Below are 19,821 nucleotides of genomic sequence, written 5' to 3'. Positions count from 1 at the left end.
TAATTGGTAATAAAAGTAATTGATAACAGGATGTTTCAAATAATCAACGCTTTTATATCAGGGGAAATAACAGACGAACAATGTAAGCATTGTCTTGCTACTAATTTAGGAAATCAGTATGTATTTACAAGTAAGCGAGCTGCACGAAAGTTGAAAATACTTGAGAGAGCATATATATCATCCAGTGAAAGAGATTATTATAAAGGTATAAGAACAGAAGAAAGTAAACTAGGTGACGATAAGGTAAAACTTGCAAGAAGGCAATACAGAGGAAAAGGAAAATATATCGACGACATTTTAAAGTAATGTACAAAAGGAGTGACAACCTATATGAGAAAAATAGACAAAGATGGTCTTCTTCTCTGCGATATGCAAGGCAAAGTATTTGAACTGTCTGTCACTGCACAGGATAATAGTTCAGAGATATTCATCCGAAGATTTATGAATAGTGAAGTGGCAAAGCAACTGGATAACATGGCAGTGTTACAGAGCAATATTCAGGCAGCAGATATTCTAAGTTTAATAGACGAAGAGTATGGTAAGTCTAATTATGGCTCAGTTAAGTATACGCCGAATGAGCTATACTGGATTGGATACCTATATAGATATTTTGCTTACACTTATGATAAGACGTCTGTACAGGTATATAAGATTGTTAAACCAAAAGAATTGCGAGGATTATTCCTTCCTTATCATACGATGGATCCGTCGCAGGCTATAGATAGAATACTCGAAGCAAAGGGACTTGCAAACGATAGTGTTGATGAAGAAAAAAGGCAATTTCAGATATTTAAGAGGATTAGAGAAAAGAAACTTCGCTAAATGATATCTGGATATGAAAATATATTATTGACATAAAATAATCTGACAGTTATACTTACAACTAATATTTTTCTGAAATTCAATCAAACGATTACCAATTATACCTACAATGTGAGGTGATGAGTTATCCTTATATTAACTCCACCAATTGGTATCGAAAGCTTCATCAATATTGAACCAAGAGGTTAACAAATGAAAATGCTTAGACTCGTCAATTCAATGCTCACTACCAAATCCGTGAATAATAATCAGGGGTTTAAAAGTGTTGAACTGATGAGGATAAGAGAATCGCAGTATATTATTTAATCAAAAGCAATTCAAAAGATATACCTATGAATTCATTCCTCATCAGACCAGTAAAGTTTGATGAGGATTTTTTTATAGCCCAAAGAAATACTAATACAGAATAGGAGAAAAGAAAAATGAGTCTTAAGCTGATCAAACTAACAAAAGAATACGAACACCAGCTTGGTGAGATGATCGATGAATGGAAAGAAGACCAGGTCAAAAATAATACTGATCGTTCACCTTATGCGATCTTTAAAAATGATTATCACGATTTTGATTACTATCTTGAGAATCTGGAACTTAAGGAAGCAAGAGACGGCCTTGTGCCAGACTCAACTTTTTTCCTTCTTGATGAAGACAGGAACAGACTTCTTGGGGCTGTCAACATCCGCCATTATCTGAACGATCACCTTCTTAGAGAAGGCGGACATATAGGCGATGGCATAAGACCTTCAGAAAGACGTAAAGGTTACGCTACTAAGATGATCGGCATGGCGCTTGAAGAATGCAGGAAGCTTGGAATAGAAAAGGTCCTTATAAGTTGCCATAAGACCAATATAGGCTCTGCCAAGTCCATAATGAATAACGGTGGAGTCCTTGAAAATGAGGTCACAGATGAAGACGGCGAAATTCTGCAGAGATACTGGATCACATTATAAAAGAGGAAAAAACATGAGAATCAAAGAACAGCAATACCAACTCCCCAATGGTGAAATAGCCATTATAAAAAGTGCAGGCCCTGAAGATGCCATGCAGATCAAAACTCACAGAGAGTTGACTTCTTCCGAGACCCATTTCATGGCAAGAGAACCTGAAGATGGTCAGATGAATCTGGAAAGAATTACCGAAATCCTGAAAGGTGTTTCGGAAAGTGACAGAGACTTCATGGTAACAGCCTATGTTGATGGCAAGGTAGTAGGTGATCTTGGAGTTACCCTTGTAAGACCACATGTAAAATATCTCCACCGCGGATACCTTGGAATGTCCATCCGCCAGACGTATACCGGCATGGGTCTTGGAAGCTTCATGATGAAGACAGCCCTTGAACAGGCCAGAGAGAACGGCTTTGAGCAGGTAGAACTTGGCGTATTTGCAGACAACGACAGAGCAAGGCACCTCTACAAGAAATACGGCTTTAAGGAATATGGCGTAAATCCAAGAGCTTTCAAGCTTAAAGATGGAACTTACATAGATGAGATAATCATGGCGAATATTTTTGATGAGGAATAATATATGATAACCAAAAATGAAATCCCGGTTTTAGAATACGACGACACATCGCTTGAAGTCATAGCACCTGACCATGACTTTGAGGATACAAAACTCCCTGAGAAGTGCCTTTTTACCTTCCTTGGAGACGTAGTAGATGAATATGCCAAGGCGCATAATGCTAATGTAGCAAGAGAATTTATAACAGTATCTCACAACGTCAACATCTACATACTCCATGAGGACCAGGAGGATATCTGCCTTGTGCAGTCCACTATAGGAGCACCGGCAGCAACATCACTTATGGATACCCTGGTATCCTGTGGCTGCAGGAAAGTAATCGCAGTAGGCTCCTGCGGCGTACTTGCAGACCTTCCTGAGAATGCATTCCTTGTGCCAACAAGGGCTTTGAGAGATGAAGGTACATCTTACCATTACCTGCCTGCATCAAGATATATTGAACTGGATAAGGAACCTATCGCAGCAATAGAAGATACCTTCAAAAGGCACAACCTCCCATTCACCCCCTGTACCACCTGGACTACAGACGGGTTCTTTAGAGAGACCAAAGACATGGTTAGTTACCGCCTGGAGGAAGGTTGCCAGGTAGTTGAAATGGAATGCGCAGCTCTTGCAGCCTGCTGCAGGAAAAGAGGTGCAAGCTTTGGTCAGTTCCTTTTTACCGCCGATTCTCTTTCCAACGTTCACGAATACGACGCCAGAGACTTCGGAAAAGATTCTCATGAAAAGGCACTGCTCTTGGGACTTGATATTCTAAGAAACTTCTAATAAAGCAATGATGGTTTTCATAAAAAGAACATTGTCGATATTTCGTATATTTTCGTGGTGGTAGTAGTATAATAGATTAGTAAACATTAATCTGATCATAAGTATTTTGGGCTTGGAATATGAAGAAATTAAACCACGCAACAAAATATACGATAATGATCTGCATAGGCCTTGTTATCTTCAATATAGTTTTCGGATACGTCTTTACTGCAGAAGCAGCCAAGACCATGAGAACGCAGATCGATGAACGTATGCTCGAATTTAACAGGGCAGACAACGCCATGTATGCAGATAAGAGAGCCTTCTACCAGACACATGAAGATAGAAGGAAAAAAAGAACTTAGCATGATAAAGATAATACAGTCTGAAGCCCCCATATCACCACCCCCGCAGCCGCATAGCTGCGGGATTTTCTTTGTGTGATACTTTTGCGACCATTCATCTAGTAATATCTTTCTTGTAAGAACAAAACACATTTTCAAAGGTGAGGTTAAGATATTATGAAAAAGAACGTATTAAAAACAGCAATGCAGGAAATCTTTTTCCTCCTGACGCAATATAAGATTTACTTGTAGCTACGAAATACCAGAAGAAAGGAGGTGCGAAGTGTATAAAGACAGCATTCAAAAAACACTTGATTATATAGAAGAAAATCTGAAAGCGCAGGTCACTGCAGCTGAGCTGTCAGACATGGCGGGATATTCCCTGTTCCATTTTTATAGAGTATTCCAAAGTGCTGTCGGGATGCCTGTTATGCAGTATATACTCAGAAGGCGGCTTCTTGGTGCCATATATGAAATTGGATCCGGGGCTAAGAAAACAGATGCCTCCTTCGCATACGGATTTGATACCTACGCAGGCTTCTATAAATCATTTGTACGAGAACTTGGATATACACCAGCAGAATACCTCCGGAAATTCAAGGTCAAAAAGCCTTACAAGATCAATATTTTTCAGGAGGAACACATTATGGTAAGTCATAAGAAGATTGCAGAATTACTGCCACTCTGGGGACTTCAGGACGAGAAGATTTCAGATGTAGTCTATGGAGAAAGAGGCGAAATCAGCGACTGCGCCAAATACGTTGGCGAAGATCACATAATCAAATATACCAATAACCTTGGTAATGTTAAAAAAGCTATAGAGATATCCAAAGCTCTCGATAGTGTAGGATTAGAAGCGGCTTTAGCTATTCCGACTCTGGATGGAAAAGAATACGTAGAAAACGGAGAACTATATTTTTACCTTACTAAAAAAGTTAAAGGAGAAAGCGTACACGCAAGCAAGGTCTACCTTGATGAATATGAGGACAAGGCCCGCTTCATAGGTGAGATCATAGGTCAGCTTGACCTTGCACTTGCAAAAATCGATGTGGTAGTAGACGAAGCTGATACCCTTGCCGCAGCCCGCGACTACGCCCTTCCAAAGTTAAAAGAGATTCTACCAATTGACGAAGACTTTGCTGATAAATATCTAAAGAAGGTAGAAGAGCTGTATCCAAAGCTTCCAAGACAGATCATTCACAGAGACCCTAATCCCGGCAACATCATTGTATCAAGCGATAAGTGGGGCTTCATCGATTTTGACTTGAGCGAAAGAAACGTAAGGATCTATGATCCATGTTATGCTGCAACCGCAATTTTATCAGAGTCATTTGAAGATGGTAATGAAGAGAAGCTCACCAAGTGGATATCTATCATGAAAGAAATCCTTTATGGATACGATACAGTAGTGCATCTGTCAGATGAAGAAAAAGAGGCTGTTCCATATATCATCCTGTCAAATCAGTTCATTTCTACGGCCTGGTTTGCGGACAAGGAAAAATATAAGGATATCTTTGATGTTAATGTCAAAATGACAAAGTGGATTATCAAAAACATTAATAAAATTAGTATATAAGATATGAATAACACTGATAGGAAAAAATACTTATAAGATAAAACGCAGATAAAATAAGCCTTACATTGATAAATACTATATTGCTCATTACTCAAAAATCAGATACAGTAGTAATAATATTTATACGAACGGAGGAGCAATTAGGTGGAACATTTTATTGATGAGAAGACCGTGATGCGGTTTTATCTTGATTGCATGGAGAAGGATGAGATCATCTTTTTAAAGGGGAAAACAGAGCTTAAGGAAGATATCAAGAAGGCTCTGGAGAAGCTGATCGATGAATCCAAGATGAACAACAAGATCCAGATAGCAGTAGGACTTTGGAAGAAACTTTTTGAAGCTGCCATGAGCTATCTGTCTCCTAACAAAAGAGGATATGATAAGATCTTCAAGTATTTCGATTCCTATGTTGAGTTCGAGGAACTTATCTTTGCATCTGATTCTTTTTACAGAGATCATACTCTGCACTGCCTGTGGGTATATTTACTTGGGGAGTACCTTTACAGAAATCCGGAGTTCTCTGAGCTTTACCGCTTGAATCGTGAAACTGAGCAAGGCTTAAAGCTTATGGAGAAGCTTACAGACAGCCTTCCTATTGTTGAAAAAAATGATGCCAGGAAGCTTAAGACGATTTTAAAGCTATCTGATGAATCACAGTGCTTAGCAGAATCTGTAAGATGTATCGCAGCTCTTACTCACGACCTTGGATATCCGCTTAAGAAAATTGAAAAGATCAATAAGGCTATGAATAAGGTTCTTCCCTATTTTGCTATTCATAACTTTGATAATTTCAGTTTCGAATATGAGAATATTCAGCAGGAGTTTGTGAACCAGTTTATTGACTTTATTTCAAGACAAAGTATTATAAACCTGTCTCAAAAAGATGACCTGTCAGAAGAAACACAGGATGTGATAAAAAAAGTATTTGTTGAGTCTTCATATAAACAAAACGAAATCGGCACAGTAATTGACAATTTAGAGTCACTGACGAAGGAAGAAAAAGATTTGCTGGAAGGATGCTTTGAAGTATCTGCTTATTTCCATTCACCATTTAAACAGAAGGTTTCATATTACAATGATTTTGAAGCATATCAGCATGGCATTATGAGTGCATTCCTTTTGATGAAAAATCTGGAGGCTTTTCAGGATATCGATTATTGCGAGCCGGATACACTTATTCCAATCCCAGATGCAAGAACTATATCACTTCATGATATTTTGTCATCTATATCTAATCATACAAGTGACAGTTATCAGATTCAAAATGTTGATGAAAACTCATTCCTTACTTTTGTAGATGAACTTGAAGAGTTCTCCAGAATCTCAAGAGCAAGCCAGAACAGAGAGTACGTCGAGGAATTCTGCGATACAGCACTTTACATGGAAGATGGCTGGCTCAATGTAGTATTTGAGTTCAACAATACCAACCTTGATAACCTTGATCCTGAGATTTCCTTCAAGGGAAGATGTAAGAGATTCCTCTCCCTCTTTGACATCCCAAATCTTGATAAGTATCTCAAGATAAGAGTTACCATCGTAGGTAAGCTTCCTACTGACCAGAACGAATACGTTCTTGAAATTGCAAATAAGCATGCAGATATCAGGATCAACGGAGAATCCAAGGATATCCCTAAATACCTGAAATCCACACAGTTCTTTACCAAAGAAGAATACGCACAGATGTAAAAATAACCCGCAGCTGCGATGGCAGTTGCGGGTTCATTACAATAATCTTTTCAATAGATACTAAAAACATAGAATGATGTAGATGCCAAAAGTGTTTTTTGATTTTGCATGACTATGGTTCTACGAAAATCTTACAATCCTCAAACATAACATTTCAATCGAACAGGGACTCATCAATCTCTGCTTCTTCCATGTCTTCAACAGGAACAGCCTGATACAGTGACAGATATTCTTCATATTCCAACATGGTTATAGCATTTTCATTATAGGAGAACTGACTGCCTTCATCATAAGTACCGCTTTCAGAATCCTCATATGTAGCTGAAAGCGAGATCATTTCAACCACATCACCATTCTCATCATATCGTATAAGAACAAGAATCTGTCTTCCTTCATGAAGGAAGTCGCTATGAGAAACATAGGTATGATCTTCACCATAAAAGACGCTGCATGTATCAGAAGTTCCATCTCCGTGATCAAGAAGGACAAGTTCTCCGTCTCTTACATCATATATATCAAATCCATAATAGAATGTAGAGATAAGAAGTTCGTTCTCGCCGTCTTCATCAACGTCGTAGTAATAGGCGGAAGGAATCATATCGAAGTCTTCTTTTACAAAACTGTATTTAGCTGAGAACAGCTCTCCATCATATTCAAGTGCATCATCCAAATACTGTTGGTAGATAGCGCCTGCATCGACTTCATCATCAGCGGGCTCTTCAGCAGGCTCTTCGCTTGCTTCGGTAGTAGATATGTCGTTACTATCTTTTGAAGTATCTTCGGTATTATCAGTATTGCTATCAGTATCAGAAGTTTCTTCTGCATCAGTATTAGTGGCATCAGTCTTATCAGCAGCATCACTGGCAGTATCGCCACAACCATGAGCTATAAGCATTGCACTTAAACATGTTGCAAGAATCAGGGACTTGAAAATTACTCGATTTTTCATGATCACTTACCTCCGTACGTTAATTATAGGTTAACGGAATAACATATACAAGTCATCAATTCAGTAAAAACAGTCACAGTGGAAGATATTTATAAAAGTTTTTAACGTTTTTATGGTAAATGGGGTATACAAACAGTATAATACTATTGTCGCAATTGTTTTTTTTCTTATGGAGGTATTTGAATGCAATATCAGATATTAAGTCAGCCATTTACAGTTCTAACACTTTCCATGAATGCCGGTGAAGCTATCAAATGTCAGAGCGGTGCTATGGCATGGATGACTCGTGGTATCAGAATGGAAACCAAGACAGGTGGTATTGGTGGTATCTTCAAAAAGGCTCTTGTAGGTGAGTCTATTGCTCTTAACCACTATATTGCTGAGCAGCCCGGTGAACTTACACTTGCTAAGCACAGCCCTGGCGACATTCTTGCTTTTGATATAAGCAAATCTCCAATCATTGCCCAGAAGACATCATTCCTTGCATCTACAGAGAATGTAAATATGGATATCTTCCTTCAGCACAAAGTCGGTGCAGGATTCTTTGGTGGTGAAGGATTCCTTATGCAGAAATATACAGGCGCAGGCTTCGCGTTCCTTGAGATCGACGGTGCAGTTCAGGAAAGAACACTTGCTCCCGGACAGCAGCTGGTTATAGATAGCGGATATGTTGCAGCTATGGAAGCAACCTGCACCATGGAGATCGAGACAGTTAAAGGTCTTGCGAATGTTTTCCTTGGTGGCGAAGGCTTGTTCAACACAGTAGTAACCGGCCCCGGTAAGGTATGGCTCCAGACAATGCCAATCAATTCACTTGCGATGAACCTGTATCAGTACATGCCTCATCCAAGTAAATAATAAGTAGAATATGATCCACAGCGAGGTGGCGAATTGTCACATTGCTGTGGATTCAATTTATGAACTAAGGAGTTAACCATGGAATTTAGAGAAGTAGTAGAAAATCGTTATTCATGCAAAAAGTATGGACCTAAAAAGGTAGATAAAAAGACACTTGAAGCAATCCTTGAAGCAGGAAGAGTCGCTCCTACAGCTAAGAACCTCCAGGAGCAGCATATATATGTAGTTGAGTCAGAAGAAAATCTTGCTAAGATCGACAATGCAACTCCTTGCAGATACGGAGCGCCTACCGTGCTTGTAGTTGCTTTTGATAAGAACAATGTATTTACATATCCGGGAGAAAAAAGAGATTCCGGAATCGAAGATGCATCTATAGTTGCTACACACCTTATGCTCGCAGCATACAATGAGGGAGTTGACAGCTGCTGGCTTAACTTCTTCGATCCTGACAAGCTGGCAAAGGATCTCGGCCTTCCTGAAAATGAAGAAATCCTTATGCTTTTAGATCTTGGCTATGCAGCAGAAGATGCAGGTCCTCTCCCTAACCACGGCAGCAGGAAACCTTTGTCAGAGACAGTTAGTTATATTTGATTGCCATAAATAACAGAAAGAGCAATATAACAGGCTGAACGCTTCAGCCTGTTATAAAGTAAATTTTAGCTTAACATAGGCGAAAACCCACAGGCTTGCCTGTGGGATGAAGCCTTTACACTTAGGGTACATTAAAGTATATTATGCCTTAAGGAGTTAAAAGAAAATGACTGGTGAAGAATACAAGAAGGCTCTAAAGCAATACCATAAACTTTCTGATAGGCATATTTTAGTCGCTGAGACTGATATGCCTTATTCTGATGTGCTTAAGATTGTGATCCTTTCTGATAAAATCCGCAAGGCAGGCAATGAACTTGTTGGTCTTATGAGAAAGAATTATGATCAGCTTTTTCGAACAAAGAGGTATCGCAAACTATTATCCCTATATGGTAATACAGGAGATAAAGCTAAACGCAAAATTCTTGCTAATCAGCTTAATGAAATGCAGAAATCCTATAATGTCACATGGGATTACTGTAGAAAATCTATGATTCCAATAGGCAAAAAGTATGGTGTCGATGCTGTCTTTGCTCTAACCAAAGCTGAAGATGTTTGGCGTGGTATGGAAAAATGTCTGTATGGTAATGGCAGGACCATACATTTTTCAAAATATGGAGAACTTCCTTGTATCCGAGCAAAACAAATAAACCGTGGTATTCCTATATCCGTAAAAGATAATAGATTGCAGTTCAAACTTGGAAAGACAACTTTCGGGATACAGGCAGATGACAGGTTTCAAGCAGACGAAGTAAATGCTGTTTTAGCTTATCTTGCTGAACCTGAGATTATGGATAAAAAAGCTGTTAATACACTCATTGAAGATTCCTATTGTGTAGATACATACAGACCTTGCTATGCCACGCTCGTTTCCAAAATGATAAGGGGTAAATACCGAGTATATTTACACTTAGCTATTGAAGGTAAGGCGAAACCGAAATACGATAAATATGGCAATCCCCGTCATAAATACGGCAAAGGTATGATAGGTGCGGATATTGGCACGCAGACCATTGCCTACACTTCTGATACAGAAGCAGGATTGAAGAACCTTTCGGAGCGTGGCAATAGTATACAGACTTCCGAACGGAAAGAACGTCTGCTCTATCGTGCTATGGACAGGTCAAGAAGAGCAACCAATCCACAAAATTACAATGATGATGATACTGTAAAGAAAGGTCATAAGACTTGGAAATACTCAAATCATTATAAGAAACTGAGAGCCAGACATTCTGAATTATGTCGTATCAATGCTGTAAACAGAAAGCTTGCAATAAACGAGGATGTAAATCACCTGCGGAGTCTTGGAGATGTATTTGTTACTGAGCCTAAAAATGCAAGTAAGCTCATGAAGCGAGCTATGGAAACAACTAAGAACGACAAGGGTAGATTTAACAAGAAAAAGCGGTTCGGTAAATCCATAAAAAACAGATGCCCCGGAGGTTTTCAGTCAAATGTAGAGAAGAAATTCAAAGCCACAGGTGGCACATATATAGAAGTCCCGAATAACTACAGGGCTTCGCAGTATGACCATACAGCAGATGTTTATATAAAAAAGAAGCTGTCCGACAGATTGTTTAAACTACATGATGGTACTGAAGTACAGAGAGATTGGTATTCATCGTTCTTACTATACTGCTATGATCATATGACGCGTGATATAGATAAAAATAAATGCAATACAAAATTTGAGGAACAATACAACAGAGAAAAAGCTTTAATCACTTGGATTAAGGCTAATAAACTTAAAATATTAAACAGTGGAATTAAAATAGCTTAACAACTTAATAATCAGGGAGATTGACTGTACTTCCTTGTTAAAAAGCAAAAATTTACCGCTAATGTGGTCGTTGGACTGCTTGGTAATAAAAGTCCTGATTTAAACAGATTTACACTTGTAACTCCAAAGTCTGAAAATGATGTACGATTACAAGCTACACTTGCCAATCAGAACCCCACGGGCTTACCCGTGGGTACAGTCAGATTTTCGCCATAAAGATAAAGTGGATAAGAATAGACTTTTGATAAGTCATAACATATATACATTTCTAATCTTGACATTGAATGAGTGACGGAGTATAATCGGACGCGTACAAAATAATTGTGTACAATGTATAGGCCATACTATCATAGATATGTAGTTTCAACAGGAGGCTTAAATGGACATCAAAGAAGCAATCAAAAACAGACATAGTGTAAGACAGTATTCTTCTGACAGAATAACAGGAGAAGTGAAATTATCATTAGAAAAGCTTATCCAGGAGTGCAATGAGGTTAGTGGTCTGAATATTCAGCTTATTACTGAGGACCCTGAATGCTTCGATACACTTCTTAGCCACTACGGAAAGTTTTCGGGCGTTAACAACTATATCGCACTTGTGGGCGATAAGAAGCTTAAGAATCTTGATGATCTTGCAGGTTACTATGGTGAAAAGATAGTTCTCGAAGCTCAGATGCTTGGCCTTAATACCTGCTGGGTTGCAGGAACATACGGCCGCGGAAAGTGTAAAGCAAAGTTAGTAGCAGGAGAGAAGATCGTATGTGTTATCGCTCTTGGCTATGGACTTAACAGCGGAACAAGTCATAAGTCCAAAAATCTGTCAAAACTTTGCGGTGTTCCGGAAAACGATATGCCAGCTTGGTTCAAAGAAGGCATAGATGCAGCTCTTCTTGCTCCAACAGCGCTTAATCAGCAGAAGTTCTTCATTACTATTGACGGTGAGGAAGCAAAGATAAAAGCTGGATTTGGTTCCCTTACAAAGCTTGATATGGGAATCGTCAGATATAATTTTGAAGCAGCATCCGGACATAAGTGCAGAATTGCATAAAACGCGATTTTATCAAAAAAATATTATATGTAGTTATGATATATAAAAAGCTTACAATTTTCGTAATTGTGGGCTTTTTTTGTGCCCCAAAGTAGTGTAGAATATATAAGTTACTATTAAGACCCCTGTACATAGAAATGGACAGAAGTTCGTTCCTGAACTACACATTTCTGAAAATGTACTGTAGATACTTTCTGTATCTTGAAAATCCCAAAGTAAAACCAGTTTGAATTATTATTTCAAACTCCAAATTGATTTCGCGAGTTCTGTCAATTTGGACCGTTACTCACCCATCACCTCGCAAATAGAAGAATTAGTTTTAATTTATTATCTGACCCTAGGAGTTTGAATAATATTCAAACTCCAAAAGTGGCATCGCGAGCTCTGCCACTTTCAACCATTAGTCACTCGTTTCACTCGCAACGTGAGGTAGGGAGTTAATCAAAGATTAACTCCGGAAGTGGTGTCGCAAGCTCCTCCACTTCTAATCATTAGTAACTTGTTTCACTTGCGACATGAGGTTGTTTTATGAGTTATATTGAAGTCAGAAATCTGAAAAAGGATTTCGTTGTAAAAAAGAAAAGAGAAAAAGGAAAAGTTTTGAGGGAGAAGGAAACTGTAAGTGCTCTTAAAGGAGTATCTTTTTCAGTTGATGAGGGAGAACTTGTAGGTTACATAGGCCCTAACGGAGCCGGTAAATCAACTACAGTTAAGATCCTGTCAGGAATCCTTACACCTGACGGCGGAGAAGTATCAGTTGGCGGCATCGCTCCATGGAAAGATCGTAAGCGCCATGTTAAGAATATCGGTGTTGTCTTTGGTCAGCGTAGCCAGCTTTGGTGGGATGTTCCAATCATAGACAGCTATAACCTTTTAAAAGATATATACAGAATCCCTCAGAAAGATTATGAAGAAAGACTCCATGAACTGGCTAAGGCACTTGACCTTGAACCTCTTATGAGAACACCACTTCGTCTTCTTAGTCTTGGACAGAGAATGAGAGCTGAACTTTGCGGATCCCTTCTTCACAGACCTAAACTTCTTTTCCTTGATGAGCCTACGATCGGACTTGATGCTGTAAGTAAGCTTGCTCTTCGCGACTTTTTGAAATGGGAAAATAAAGAGTATGGTACGACCATCATGCTTACAACTCACGACATGGAAGATATCGCAGCTCTTTGTTCAAGAGTCATGGTACTTGGACATGGCCAGAAGCTCTTTGATGGAAAACTTTCTGACCTTCTTGAACGCTTCGATACAGTGCGTAAAGTTAGCGTCAAATACGGAGCTGAAGAACCGGATCTTAAACTTCCTGAAGGAGTTACCTGTAAGAAGACAGAAGACGGACTTGAACTTAGCTATGAGCCTGCAAAACTTCCTACAGCCAAGCTCCTTGATATCCTGCAGGATGCAGGCAATATAAGAGAGCTTACACTTCAGCCTGAGAACACAGATCACCTGATTGCTGCTATGTACAAGGAGCTTGACCTATGAAATCCTATATCTCTGTTTTTAAAATGAGGCTTCGCATGGAGCTTCAATATCGCGGCGCCATGATTGGCGGAATACTGTGCCAGATGTTCTTTGGACTTGTTCTTGTTGCGCTTTACAGAGCCCTTTATGAAGGACATCCTCAGTCTATACCGATTGAAAATGTCGCAACATACGTATGGCTTCAACAGGGGTTCTTTAGAATGATGCTGGCATCTGATTCAGAACTTTTAGACAAAATAAGGACAGGCGATGTCTCCTATGATATGTGCCGCCCTGTAAATATGTATGGCTTTTACTATGCAAGGATAATGGCTTTAAAGATGATGGGAAGTTTAATGAGAGCACTCCCTATGTTTGTTCTTGCTTTCCTTCTTCCAAAAGGATGGGGTCTGCACCTTCCTGCATCACTTCCAGCTTTTTTGGCAGCCATTCCCGCGCTTGCACTTGGACTTTTATGTGTATGTGCACTTGAAAATATCACAGTAGCTTTTACCATGATAACCTTGGATCCAAGAGGAATACAGGGACTTCTTAACCTTTTGATGATGACCCTTTCTGGTAACATCCTTCCTCTGACCCTTTTCCCGGATAGCTGGCAGAAGGTCATAACCCTTTTCCCATATGCCCAGCTCCTTGATGCACCTATAAGAATATATACAGGTGATTACGGACTTGAAAGCGTACTCAGAGTATACATGATCCAGAGTATATGGATAGTAATACTTGTGACATTTGGAATATATATGTGGAACAGAAACCAGAAACGTATGATTGTACAAGGGGGCTAAGGGAGTTGATCTACGATCAACTCCGGACATTGGCAAAGCCAATGTCCAAATATTATGTTCTCCTTGCAGTCGAAACATAAAGAGGAATATGGAATGAATACTCTACGACTATATATAAAATCAATGGCAATGCTTCTAAGAAGTCATTTGCAATATACCAGCTCATTTTTTATGCAGACACTCGCCCAGCTTGTTATGGAGGGCGGTGAGATGATGGCGGTCATCCTTATTGTTGACAGATTTCAAAGTCTTAAAGGATGGTCCGGCGGTAATCTTTACTTCTTTTTTGGAATGATGTCTGTATCTTTTTATCTTACTGAGATGTTTGGAAGAGGAATAACAGGAGACTTCCCATCAATGATCAGAACAGGACGCCTTGATACTTTCCTTGTAAGACCAAGAGGCGTTCTCACCCAGGTCATGTGTGCAGGAACTGACCCAAGAAGAATAACCTGTATTGCAGTAGGAACAGTAGCACTTATCATGGGTAGTAATCTTTCTAATGTAGTATGGACTCCACTGAAGGTTTTCGTTCTCATAGAATCCATAGCCATGAGCTGCCTTCTCATACTCGGGCTATTCATGATAGAAGCTATCTTTAGTATATTTAGTGTGAAATCAGTAGAGCTTGTAAACGCCATCACTTACGGCGGAAGAAGTGCCTGCCAGTACCCGATTGACGTATACCCCCTACCGCTCCGCGTACTCTTCACTGTTGTAGCTCCCTTCGCATTAACACTCCACGTCCCCGCATCCTGGATTCTTGACAAGCCTCTTTACGGATGGCCTTGGTGGGCAGCAGTAGTTACTCCACTTTCAGGCATATTAGTCTTTTGCATCATGACAGTTTTATTCCATGTAGCACTTAGACATTACAGATCAACAGGCAGCTGATACTAATATACTGCGCCACTTGTAATTTGATTAATAATAAATGAACCAGTACATTAGGTATTTTCTGTTATATAACCAATATTTATGACAAACAAAAAACTTCGGATTTCTCCGAAGTTTTTTACTGGTTAATTAACGAAAATATTGCTACGCTTTTCAAAGTATGAACGGTTAATGATGATCATGAGAATCGCAATCACGATGCGCGGAATACTTAGATTATACATAATACCTGTAGATGAAAACGCTATATAGACTAAAATATCTGCTACAAGGCTAGTTACATAAACTAATGTAACCATATTATTTGCGCTGCTTTTTCTTTTAATAATTGAAAGAGCTCCCAAAATGCAGATTATTCCGGTTACTATAAGGCAAATGGCAGAAAAGACTAGTGTTCCGCTGATTCTTCGATATGAGTAGCTGCCAGTCAGTGAAAGACACCACAGGCCAACAATAATGCTTACAATAGCCGAAAGCCAAAAAGCAAAATAGCCAAGAAAGTCCGCCCATTTCGTCCCCAGCTGTGGTGTATAGCTATCAGATGACTTCAAAGTATCTACGTAATGATCTGACTTTAAAATATCCTCATTGCTAAAGTTTTCTTCCCCTAGTGGCGCACAGCATACAGGACATAATTCTGCAGAACTGTCGGTAATCATAGTGCCACACTTTTTACATACCATATTTAAATCTCCTTTTCATTTTTTCTGTGCATTTTTAAGCACATTATGCTAATGATAAAAGAAAAAAATGAATATTTCAAGGAGATTGTTAAAATGTAACATATATGAAAATTACGATAAAAATAGCATCACTGCCGCCCTCCGAAATATGGCACAACGTAGACTCTTTTTTTATGTGCGAAGCCCCCTCAATCCTCGTTGTTGAAGTGCTTAAGGGCCTTGGTCATTTCGTCTGCTTCGCCTTTGGACAATATGATAGAGATGACTGTCGCAATAAGGTATACTCCTGCAACGCTAAGTGCAACCATAATACAACCATTTAGTGTCAGCTCAAACCAGTCAAAGACACTTCCCATACCCATAATGATTACGCAAAGTATCAGATAATGAGCGAAGGTCAGTAGTATCCTGACAGGCACGCTGATCGGTTTTTTCGGATTTATGGAAAAGAATGCAGTAGTCACAAGCGCCGTAACAAAGCTTGCCCCCATGATCTGAGGGAATATTGCAGTCCAGATATCATCGTATCCCATCAGATTGATCCATACGATGACCATAATTCCTGTATTTATAATTAGAAACCATTTAAGTAGATCTAAAAGAAAATTCTTCATATGTGCAACTATGACCTCCGCCTTACTTTCCAATACCAAGTTTTTTCTTAAGCTCAGGGACGTATCCCCTTGAGATGATAATGTCTTCGCCGTTTTTGAGACTCGCTATAAAACGCCCGTTAAATTCAGGACTCAGGTGATCAATTGCCTTGATGTTAACTATGGCATTTTTGGATATCCTCAAAAAGGCAGAACCGGCAAGAAGCTCTTCAATTTCGAAGAGCTTTTTTCTTGTCTCAAAACAGTTTTCCCTTGTATATGCAAAGACGCGGTTGTCAGTTGCATCAAAGTACAAAATGTCCCTTGTAGGCACCATTCGGATACTTTCGTCTTCATAAACAGCCATAGTATCCTTGCCGGTGCCATCCTTTAAGCGGCGAACCATCTTAAGAACATCGTCGCTTAATGTGGCCATCTTTATAATGATCTCATCCTCTTCACCGGGTAACGGTGTCTCGATAGTAATCTTCATTACCTGTCCTTCTTTTTGCTTATTGTTAAGTACATTGTGGAAAAAATGATGAATATAACCCCTACAGCTACTAGTATACCTACAGATGCGCCCCCGGACAACCTGCTATCACCAAGGAAAAGATCCATACCCATAATGCGGTCAACTTCACTTCTCATCGTATCTGGTGTTCCCTCAAACAAGTTTTTTTCGATAGGATTAAGCATAACTTTTCTGAAAAGAGATGATCCATATATGAAAGGAAAGCACTTTACAGCTTTCTGCATGCCTTCACTCATCTGACCAAGTGGAAAATAGATTCCGCCAAGGAAGCCTGCCAGTGTTCCAAGGATGATACCTATACCGCTCCAGGCACTCTGGCTCTTAATAACTGATGCAAAAAGGAACATAACTGCGGAATAAACAAATGTGTTAAGCATTATCAAGGCAAGCAGTTCAAAGTGAGTCTTTACAGGAAGTACATCCATTCCCTTTATAACACCGATGATCTCTGTAACGATAAGTGTGATAACGCACATGATAACTCCAGCAATCCAGGCAGAGCTTACATATCCAAGTACGAATACAGGTCTTTTTACAGGCATTACAAAAAGTGAATTGAGACGGTTACCTGTTCTGTCTTTGATCATGTTTGAATAAAAGGCGTGTGTTACAGTAGATGCGTTGATCGTCATGATTCCTGCACAGGTCCAAAGGAAACTGAAATTTTTGATGGTAGTAACATCGCTGTCGCCACCTCTTCCAGGTACCATCTTTATGGCATCAAGTAGATCACTGTTATTTATATCTCCCAGGAAGAATACCATAAGTACGATGATTATAAGCATTGATAATAGTGAAAAAAATACAGCGCTGTAGTCTCTAAAATATAAACTAAGATTTCTTTTATTGATTGCAGTAAAGCTTCTCATATATGCCTCCCGTAAATCTTTAACTAAGATTTTTGTTATTTTGTTTTAGGTATGTACCAGATACGTTCTATATCTTTCTGATTAAGATCCTATATTGCAGCTTCCAGATCCCTTGTAACATTCAAAAATACGTCATCCATTTTGCCTTGAATAATCTCAAATCCATCAATGACACCTACAAGTTTTTCTGCAGTCCTTGCAGCACTAAAAGGATCATTTGCCTCTACAAGTCCTCCGTAAGATGTAGTGATAAGTTTTTCATTACCGAGTATGTCTGTAACTTCGCCTAGCCTGTTTTCGCCAAAATATAGCTTTAAGCTGTCCTTGGCGAATTTTTCTTTGAGTTCGAAAGGAGTTCCTTCTGCAACTTTTTTACCCTTATTTATAATGACGATCTTATCTGCTGACTGGGCTTCTTCCATGTAGTGAGTTGTAAGAAATACTGTCATATCGGTGTTTGCTCTCAGCATTTCAACTGCGTCCCATACAAAGGTACGTGTTGCAGGGTCGAGGCCTGTTGTAGGCTCGTCAAGGAACAGGATCTTGGGACTATGCATGAGGGCGAATGCTATTTCGCATCGTCTTTTTTGTCCACCTGACAAAAGCCTATAACGCTTATTCATGATGTCAGAAAGCTTTAAGATATCCGAAAGATCATAGAGCCTTTCTTTTATGGTCTTACTATCAAGTCCCAGCATCTTTGATCTTGTAACGATGTTTTCTTTTACCGTGAACAGGTCATCAAGGACATTGGACTGATATACAACGCCGATCGATCTTCTGATATCCATATCCTCTTTTCCCAGCTTGTAACCGCAGATAGTAGCTTCTCCATCGTCCGGTGTAAGTATAGTAGATAGCATGTTTACCGTAGTAGATTTTCCCGCGCCGTTAACTCCGAGGAATCCTACGAAATCGCCCTGCTTTATCTCAAAGCTAAGGTTATCAACTGCATTAAAACTTCCGTATCTTTTTGTGAGGTTTTTAAGTTCAATCGAATTCATATGCTTTTCATATCCTTTCGTGTATTTATCTGATAAGTGGATGATATGGCAAAAAAGACATTTGAGAAATAGAAATGCAAGTAAGTTGTAATTTTGAGGGGGTAAGTTGCAAAAAATATAGTATAATCAGAAAAGACTTCGCATTAAGGGAGGGAATATGTTCAACGACATTCATATTGGTCCGGTGACACTTCATATGTATGGACTGATGATCGCGATCGGATTTATATCAGCGCTTTATATTGTACTTAAGAGAGGCAAAAATAAAGGTTTATCTGAAGACACAATATATGGAATTTTCTATTGTGCAATCATCGGAGGGCTTCTTGGCTGCAGGCTTTTATTCTATATAGTAGAGATTCCGGCTATCATTAAAAATCCGTCTATCTTATGGAACTTTAAGAACGGATACGTAGTATATGGCGGCATTATTGGAGGAATAGTTACTTCTTTTATCTACTTGAAAAAGTTTAGAAAAGAAAAGTTTCTGCCATATTTTGACGTAGTTATGCCAGCAGTTTCTATTGCACAGGGCTTTGGAAGGATCGGATGCTTTTGCGCAGGCTGCTGTTACGGTGCTCAGACTACAAGCAGGTTCCACATAGTATTTACTCATTCAAGCTTTGCACCTAACGGGGTACCACTTATCCCGACTCAGCTGATATCATCTGCAGGTGATTTTCTGATAGGTCTTATCCTCATCCTTTATTCAAGGAAGGAGAAAACTGCAGGAAGAACTTCAGCAATGTATCTTATTCTCTACGGAATAGGAAGATTTGGCATTGAGTTTTTAAGGGCAGACTATAGAGGAAGCCTTGGCATATTCTCTACTTCACAGATCATTTCAATGGTGATGGTCATAATCGGCATTGTACTTTTTACAATGGCGCCTAAACTGGTACAAGAAGAAACAGAAGAAACAAAAGAAGAAGTAAAAGAAGAAGTAAAAGAAGAACAATAAGTTTAAAGGACATCCTCATAATAGGATGTTCTTTTTTAGTGGATCAGTTTGATAAATTAAACTAAAAGTGATTTTCTGACG

At 39.2% G+C, this 19,821-nt stretch carries 22 protein-coding genes; 16 read left to right on the top strand and 6 right to left on the bottom strand.

Going from position 1 to position 19,821, the window contains the following annotated elements; genetic code table 11:
• Positions 1 to 3 precede the first annotated feature (3 nt).
• The 8 genes from WAA20_RS16290 to WAA20_RS16255 all read left to right on the top strand — a co-directional run bounded on the left by WAA20_RS16290 (position 4) and on the right by WAA20_RS16255 (position 6,693).
• Entirely contained in the window at positions 4 to 306 is a 303-nt protein-coding gene (locus WAA20_RS16290; protein WP_139263875.1) for a DUF3990 domain-containing protein, read from the top strand.
• A 24-nt stretch (positions 307 to 330) separates the two neighbouring features.
• Positions 331 to 822 carry an antitoxin gene (locus WAA20_RS16285; protein WP_073390473.1) on the top strand — a complete coding sequence of 164 codons (492 nt, stop codon included), beginning with the start codon at positions 331 to 333 and terminating at the stop codon, positions 820 to 822.
• A gap of 422 nt (positions 823 to 1,244) precedes the next feature.
• Complete coding sequence (locus WAA20_RS16280; protein WP_073390474.1) at positions 1,245 to 1,769, top strand: GNAT family N-acetyltransferase; 525 nt, start codon at positions 1,245 to 1,247, stop codon at positions 1,767 to 1,769.
• Between the two features lie 13 nt (positions 1,770 to 1,782).
• Positions 1,783 to 2,340 (top strand): GNAT family N-acetyltransferase, encoded by a 558-nt coding sequence (locus tag WAA20_RS16275; protein WP_073390476.1) that lies wholly within the window; start codon positions 1,783 to 1,785, stop codon positions 2,338 to 2,340.
• Positions 2,341 to 2,343: 3 nt separating this feature from the next.
• Positions 2,344 to 3,108 (top strand): nucleoside phosphorylase, encoded by a 765-nt coding sequence (locus tag WAA20_RS16270; protein ID WP_073390477.1) that lies wholly within the window; start codon positions 2,344 to 2,346, stop codon positions 3,106 to 3,108.
• Positions 3,109 to 3,227: 119 nt separating this feature from the next.
• Complete coding sequence (locus WAA20_RS16265) at positions 3,228 to 3,452, top strand: hypothetical protein (RefSeq protein ID WP_139263876.1); 225 nt, start codon at positions 3,228 to 3,230, stop codon at positions 3,450 to 3,452.
• 262 nt (positions 3,453 to 3,714) lie between these two features.
• Positions 3,715 to 5,007 carry a helix-turn-helix domain-containing protein gene (locus WAA20_RS16260; RefSeq protein WP_073390480.1) on the top strand — a complete coding sequence of 431 codons (1,293 nt, stop codon included), beginning with the start codon at positions 3,715 to 3,717 and terminating at the stop codon, positions 5,005 to 5,007.
• A gap of 144 nt (positions 5,008 to 5,151) precedes the next feature.
• Positions 5,152 to 6,693, top strand: coding sequence for a hypothetical protein (locus WAA20_RS16255; protein ID WP_073390482.1), 1,542 nt, complete (start codon positions 5,152 to 5,154; stop codon positions 6,691 to 6,693).
• Positions 6,694 to 6,847: 154 nt separating this feature from the next.
• Here the strand turns inward: WAA20_RS16255 and WAA20_RS16250 are convergent, their stop codons facing one another.
• Positions 6,848 to 7,642 carry a hypothetical protein gene (locus WAA20_RS16250; RefSeq protein ID WP_073390483.1) on the bottom strand — a complete coding sequence of 265 codons (795 nt, stop codon included), beginning with the start codon at positions 7,640 to 7,642 and terminating at the stop codon, positions 6,848 to 6,850.
• A gap of 183 nt (positions 7,643 to 7,825) precedes the next feature.
• On the opposite strand from WAA20_RS16250, the gene WAA20_RS16245 reads away from it, so the two are divergent.
• The 7 genes from WAA20_RS16245 (at position 7,826) to WAA20_RS16215 (ending at position 15,092) form a co-directional block, all read left to right on the top strand.
• A complete protein-coding gene (locus tag WAA20_RS16245; protein ID WP_073390485.1) occupies positions 7,826 to 8,500 on the top strand; it encodes a TIGR00266 family protein in 675 nt (224 codons plus the stop codon).
• 78 nt (positions 8,501 to 8,578) lie between these two features.
• Positions 8,579 to 9,091 carry a nitroreductase family protein gene (locus tag WAA20_RS16240; RefSeq protein ID WP_073390487.1) on the top strand — a complete coding sequence of 171 codons (513 nt, stop codon included), beginning with the start codon at positions 8,579 to 8,581 and terminating at the stop codon, positions 9,089 to 9,091.
• Between the two features lie 166 nt (positions 9,092 to 9,257).
• The gene (locus WAA20_RS16235; protein ID WP_338801537.1) at positions 9,258 to 10,868 is read left to right on the top strand and encodes a hypothetical protein; all 1,611 of its coding nucleotides are present in this window, start codon (positions 9,258 to 9,260) and stop codon (positions 10,866 to 10,868) included.
• A 379-nt stretch (positions 10,869 to 11,247) separates the two neighbouring features.
• Positions 11,248 to 11,916, top strand: a complete 669-nt coding sequence (locus WAA20_RS16230; protein WP_073390135.1) for a nitroreductase family protein — start codon at positions 11,248 to 11,250, stop codon at positions 11,914 to 11,916.
• Between the two features lie 528 nt (positions 11,917 to 12,444).
• The gene (locus WAA20_RS16225; RefSeq protein WP_073390136.1) at positions 12,445 to 13,410 is read left to right on the top strand and encodes an ATP-binding cassette domain-containing protein; all 966 of its coding nucleotides are present in this window, start codon (positions 12,445 to 12,447) and stop codon (positions 13,408 to 13,410) included.
• Between the two features lie 35 nt (positions 13,411 to 13,445).
• Positions 13,446 to 14,198, top strand: coding sequence for a hypothetical protein (locus WAA20_RS16220; RefSeq protein ID WP_139263866.1), 753 nt, complete (start codon positions 13,446 to 13,448; stop codon positions 14,196 to 14,198).
• 123 nt (positions 14,199 to 14,321) lie between these two features.
• Positions 14,322 to 15,092 carry an ABC-2 family transporter protein gene (locus tag WAA20_RS16215; protein WP_338801534.1) on the top strand — a complete coding sequence of 257 codons (771 nt, stop codon included), beginning with the start codon at positions 14,322 to 14,324 and terminating at the stop codon, positions 15,090 to 15,092.
• A 128-nt stretch (positions 15,093 to 15,220) separates the two neighbouring features.
• Here WAA20_RS16215 and WAA20_RS16210 read toward each other — a convergent pair whose 3' ends face one another.
• The 5 genes from WAA20_RS16210 to WAA20_RS16190 all read right to left on the bottom strand — a co-directional run bounded on the left by WAA20_RS16210 (position 15,221) and on the right by WAA20_RS16190 (position 18,779).
• Positions 15,221 to 15,778 (bottom strand): hypothetical protein, encoded by a 558-nt coding sequence (locus WAA20_RS16210; RefSeq protein WP_073390141.1) that lies wholly within the window; start codon positions 15,776 to 15,778, stop codon positions 15,221 to 15,223.
• Positions 15,779 to 15,966: 188 nt separating this feature from the next.
• Complete coding sequence (locus WAA20_RS16205; RefSeq protein WP_073390142.1) at positions 15,967 to 16,392, bottom strand: hypothetical protein; 426 nt, start codon at positions 16,390 to 16,392, stop codon at positions 15,967 to 15,969.
• Between the two features lie 22 nt (positions 16,393 to 16,414).
• Complete coding sequence (locus WAA20_RS16200) at positions 16,415 to 16,864, bottom strand: LytTR family DNA-binding domain-containing protein (protein ID WP_073390144.1); 450 nt, start codon at positions 16,862 to 16,864, stop codon at positions 16,415 to 16,417.
• Positions 16,864 to 17,775 carry an ABC transporter permease gene (locus WAA20_RS16195; protein WP_073390146.1) on the bottom strand — a complete coding sequence of 304 codons (912 nt, stop codon included), beginning with the start codon at positions 17,773 to 17,775 and terminating at the stop codon, positions 16,864 to 16,866. The genes WAA20_RS16200 and WAA20_RS16195 overlap by 1 nt, the downstream gene beginning before the upstream one ends.
• An 89-nt stretch (positions 17,776 to 17,864) precedes the next feature.
• Entirely contained in the window at positions 17,865 to 18,779 is a 915-nt protein-coding gene (locus WAA20_RS16190) for an ATP-binding cassette domain-containing protein (RefSeq protein ID WP_073390147.1), read from the bottom strand.
• A 157-nt stretch (positions 18,780 to 18,936) separates the two neighbouring features.
• Between WAA20_RS16190 and lgt the strand changes: the two genes are divergently transcribed.
• Positions 18,937 to 19,740 (top strand): prolipoprotein diacylglyceryl transferase, encoded by an 804-nt coding sequence (gene lgt / locus WAA20_RS16185; RefSeq protein WP_073390149.1) that lies wholly within the window; start codon positions 18,937 to 18,939, stop codon positions 19,738 to 19,740.
• The last annotated feature ends 81 nt before the right edge of the window (positions 19,741 to 19,821 follow it).

The sequence above is a fragment of the Butyrivibrio fibrisolvens genome (assembly GCF_037113525.1).
Lineage (GTDB): Bacteria > Bacillota > Clostridia > Lachnospirales > Lachnospiraceae > Butyrivibrio > Butyrivibrio fibrisolvens.
Note: the sequence above shows the minus strand (reverse complement) of the source record. Positions and strands in the feature narration are given on the sequence as shown.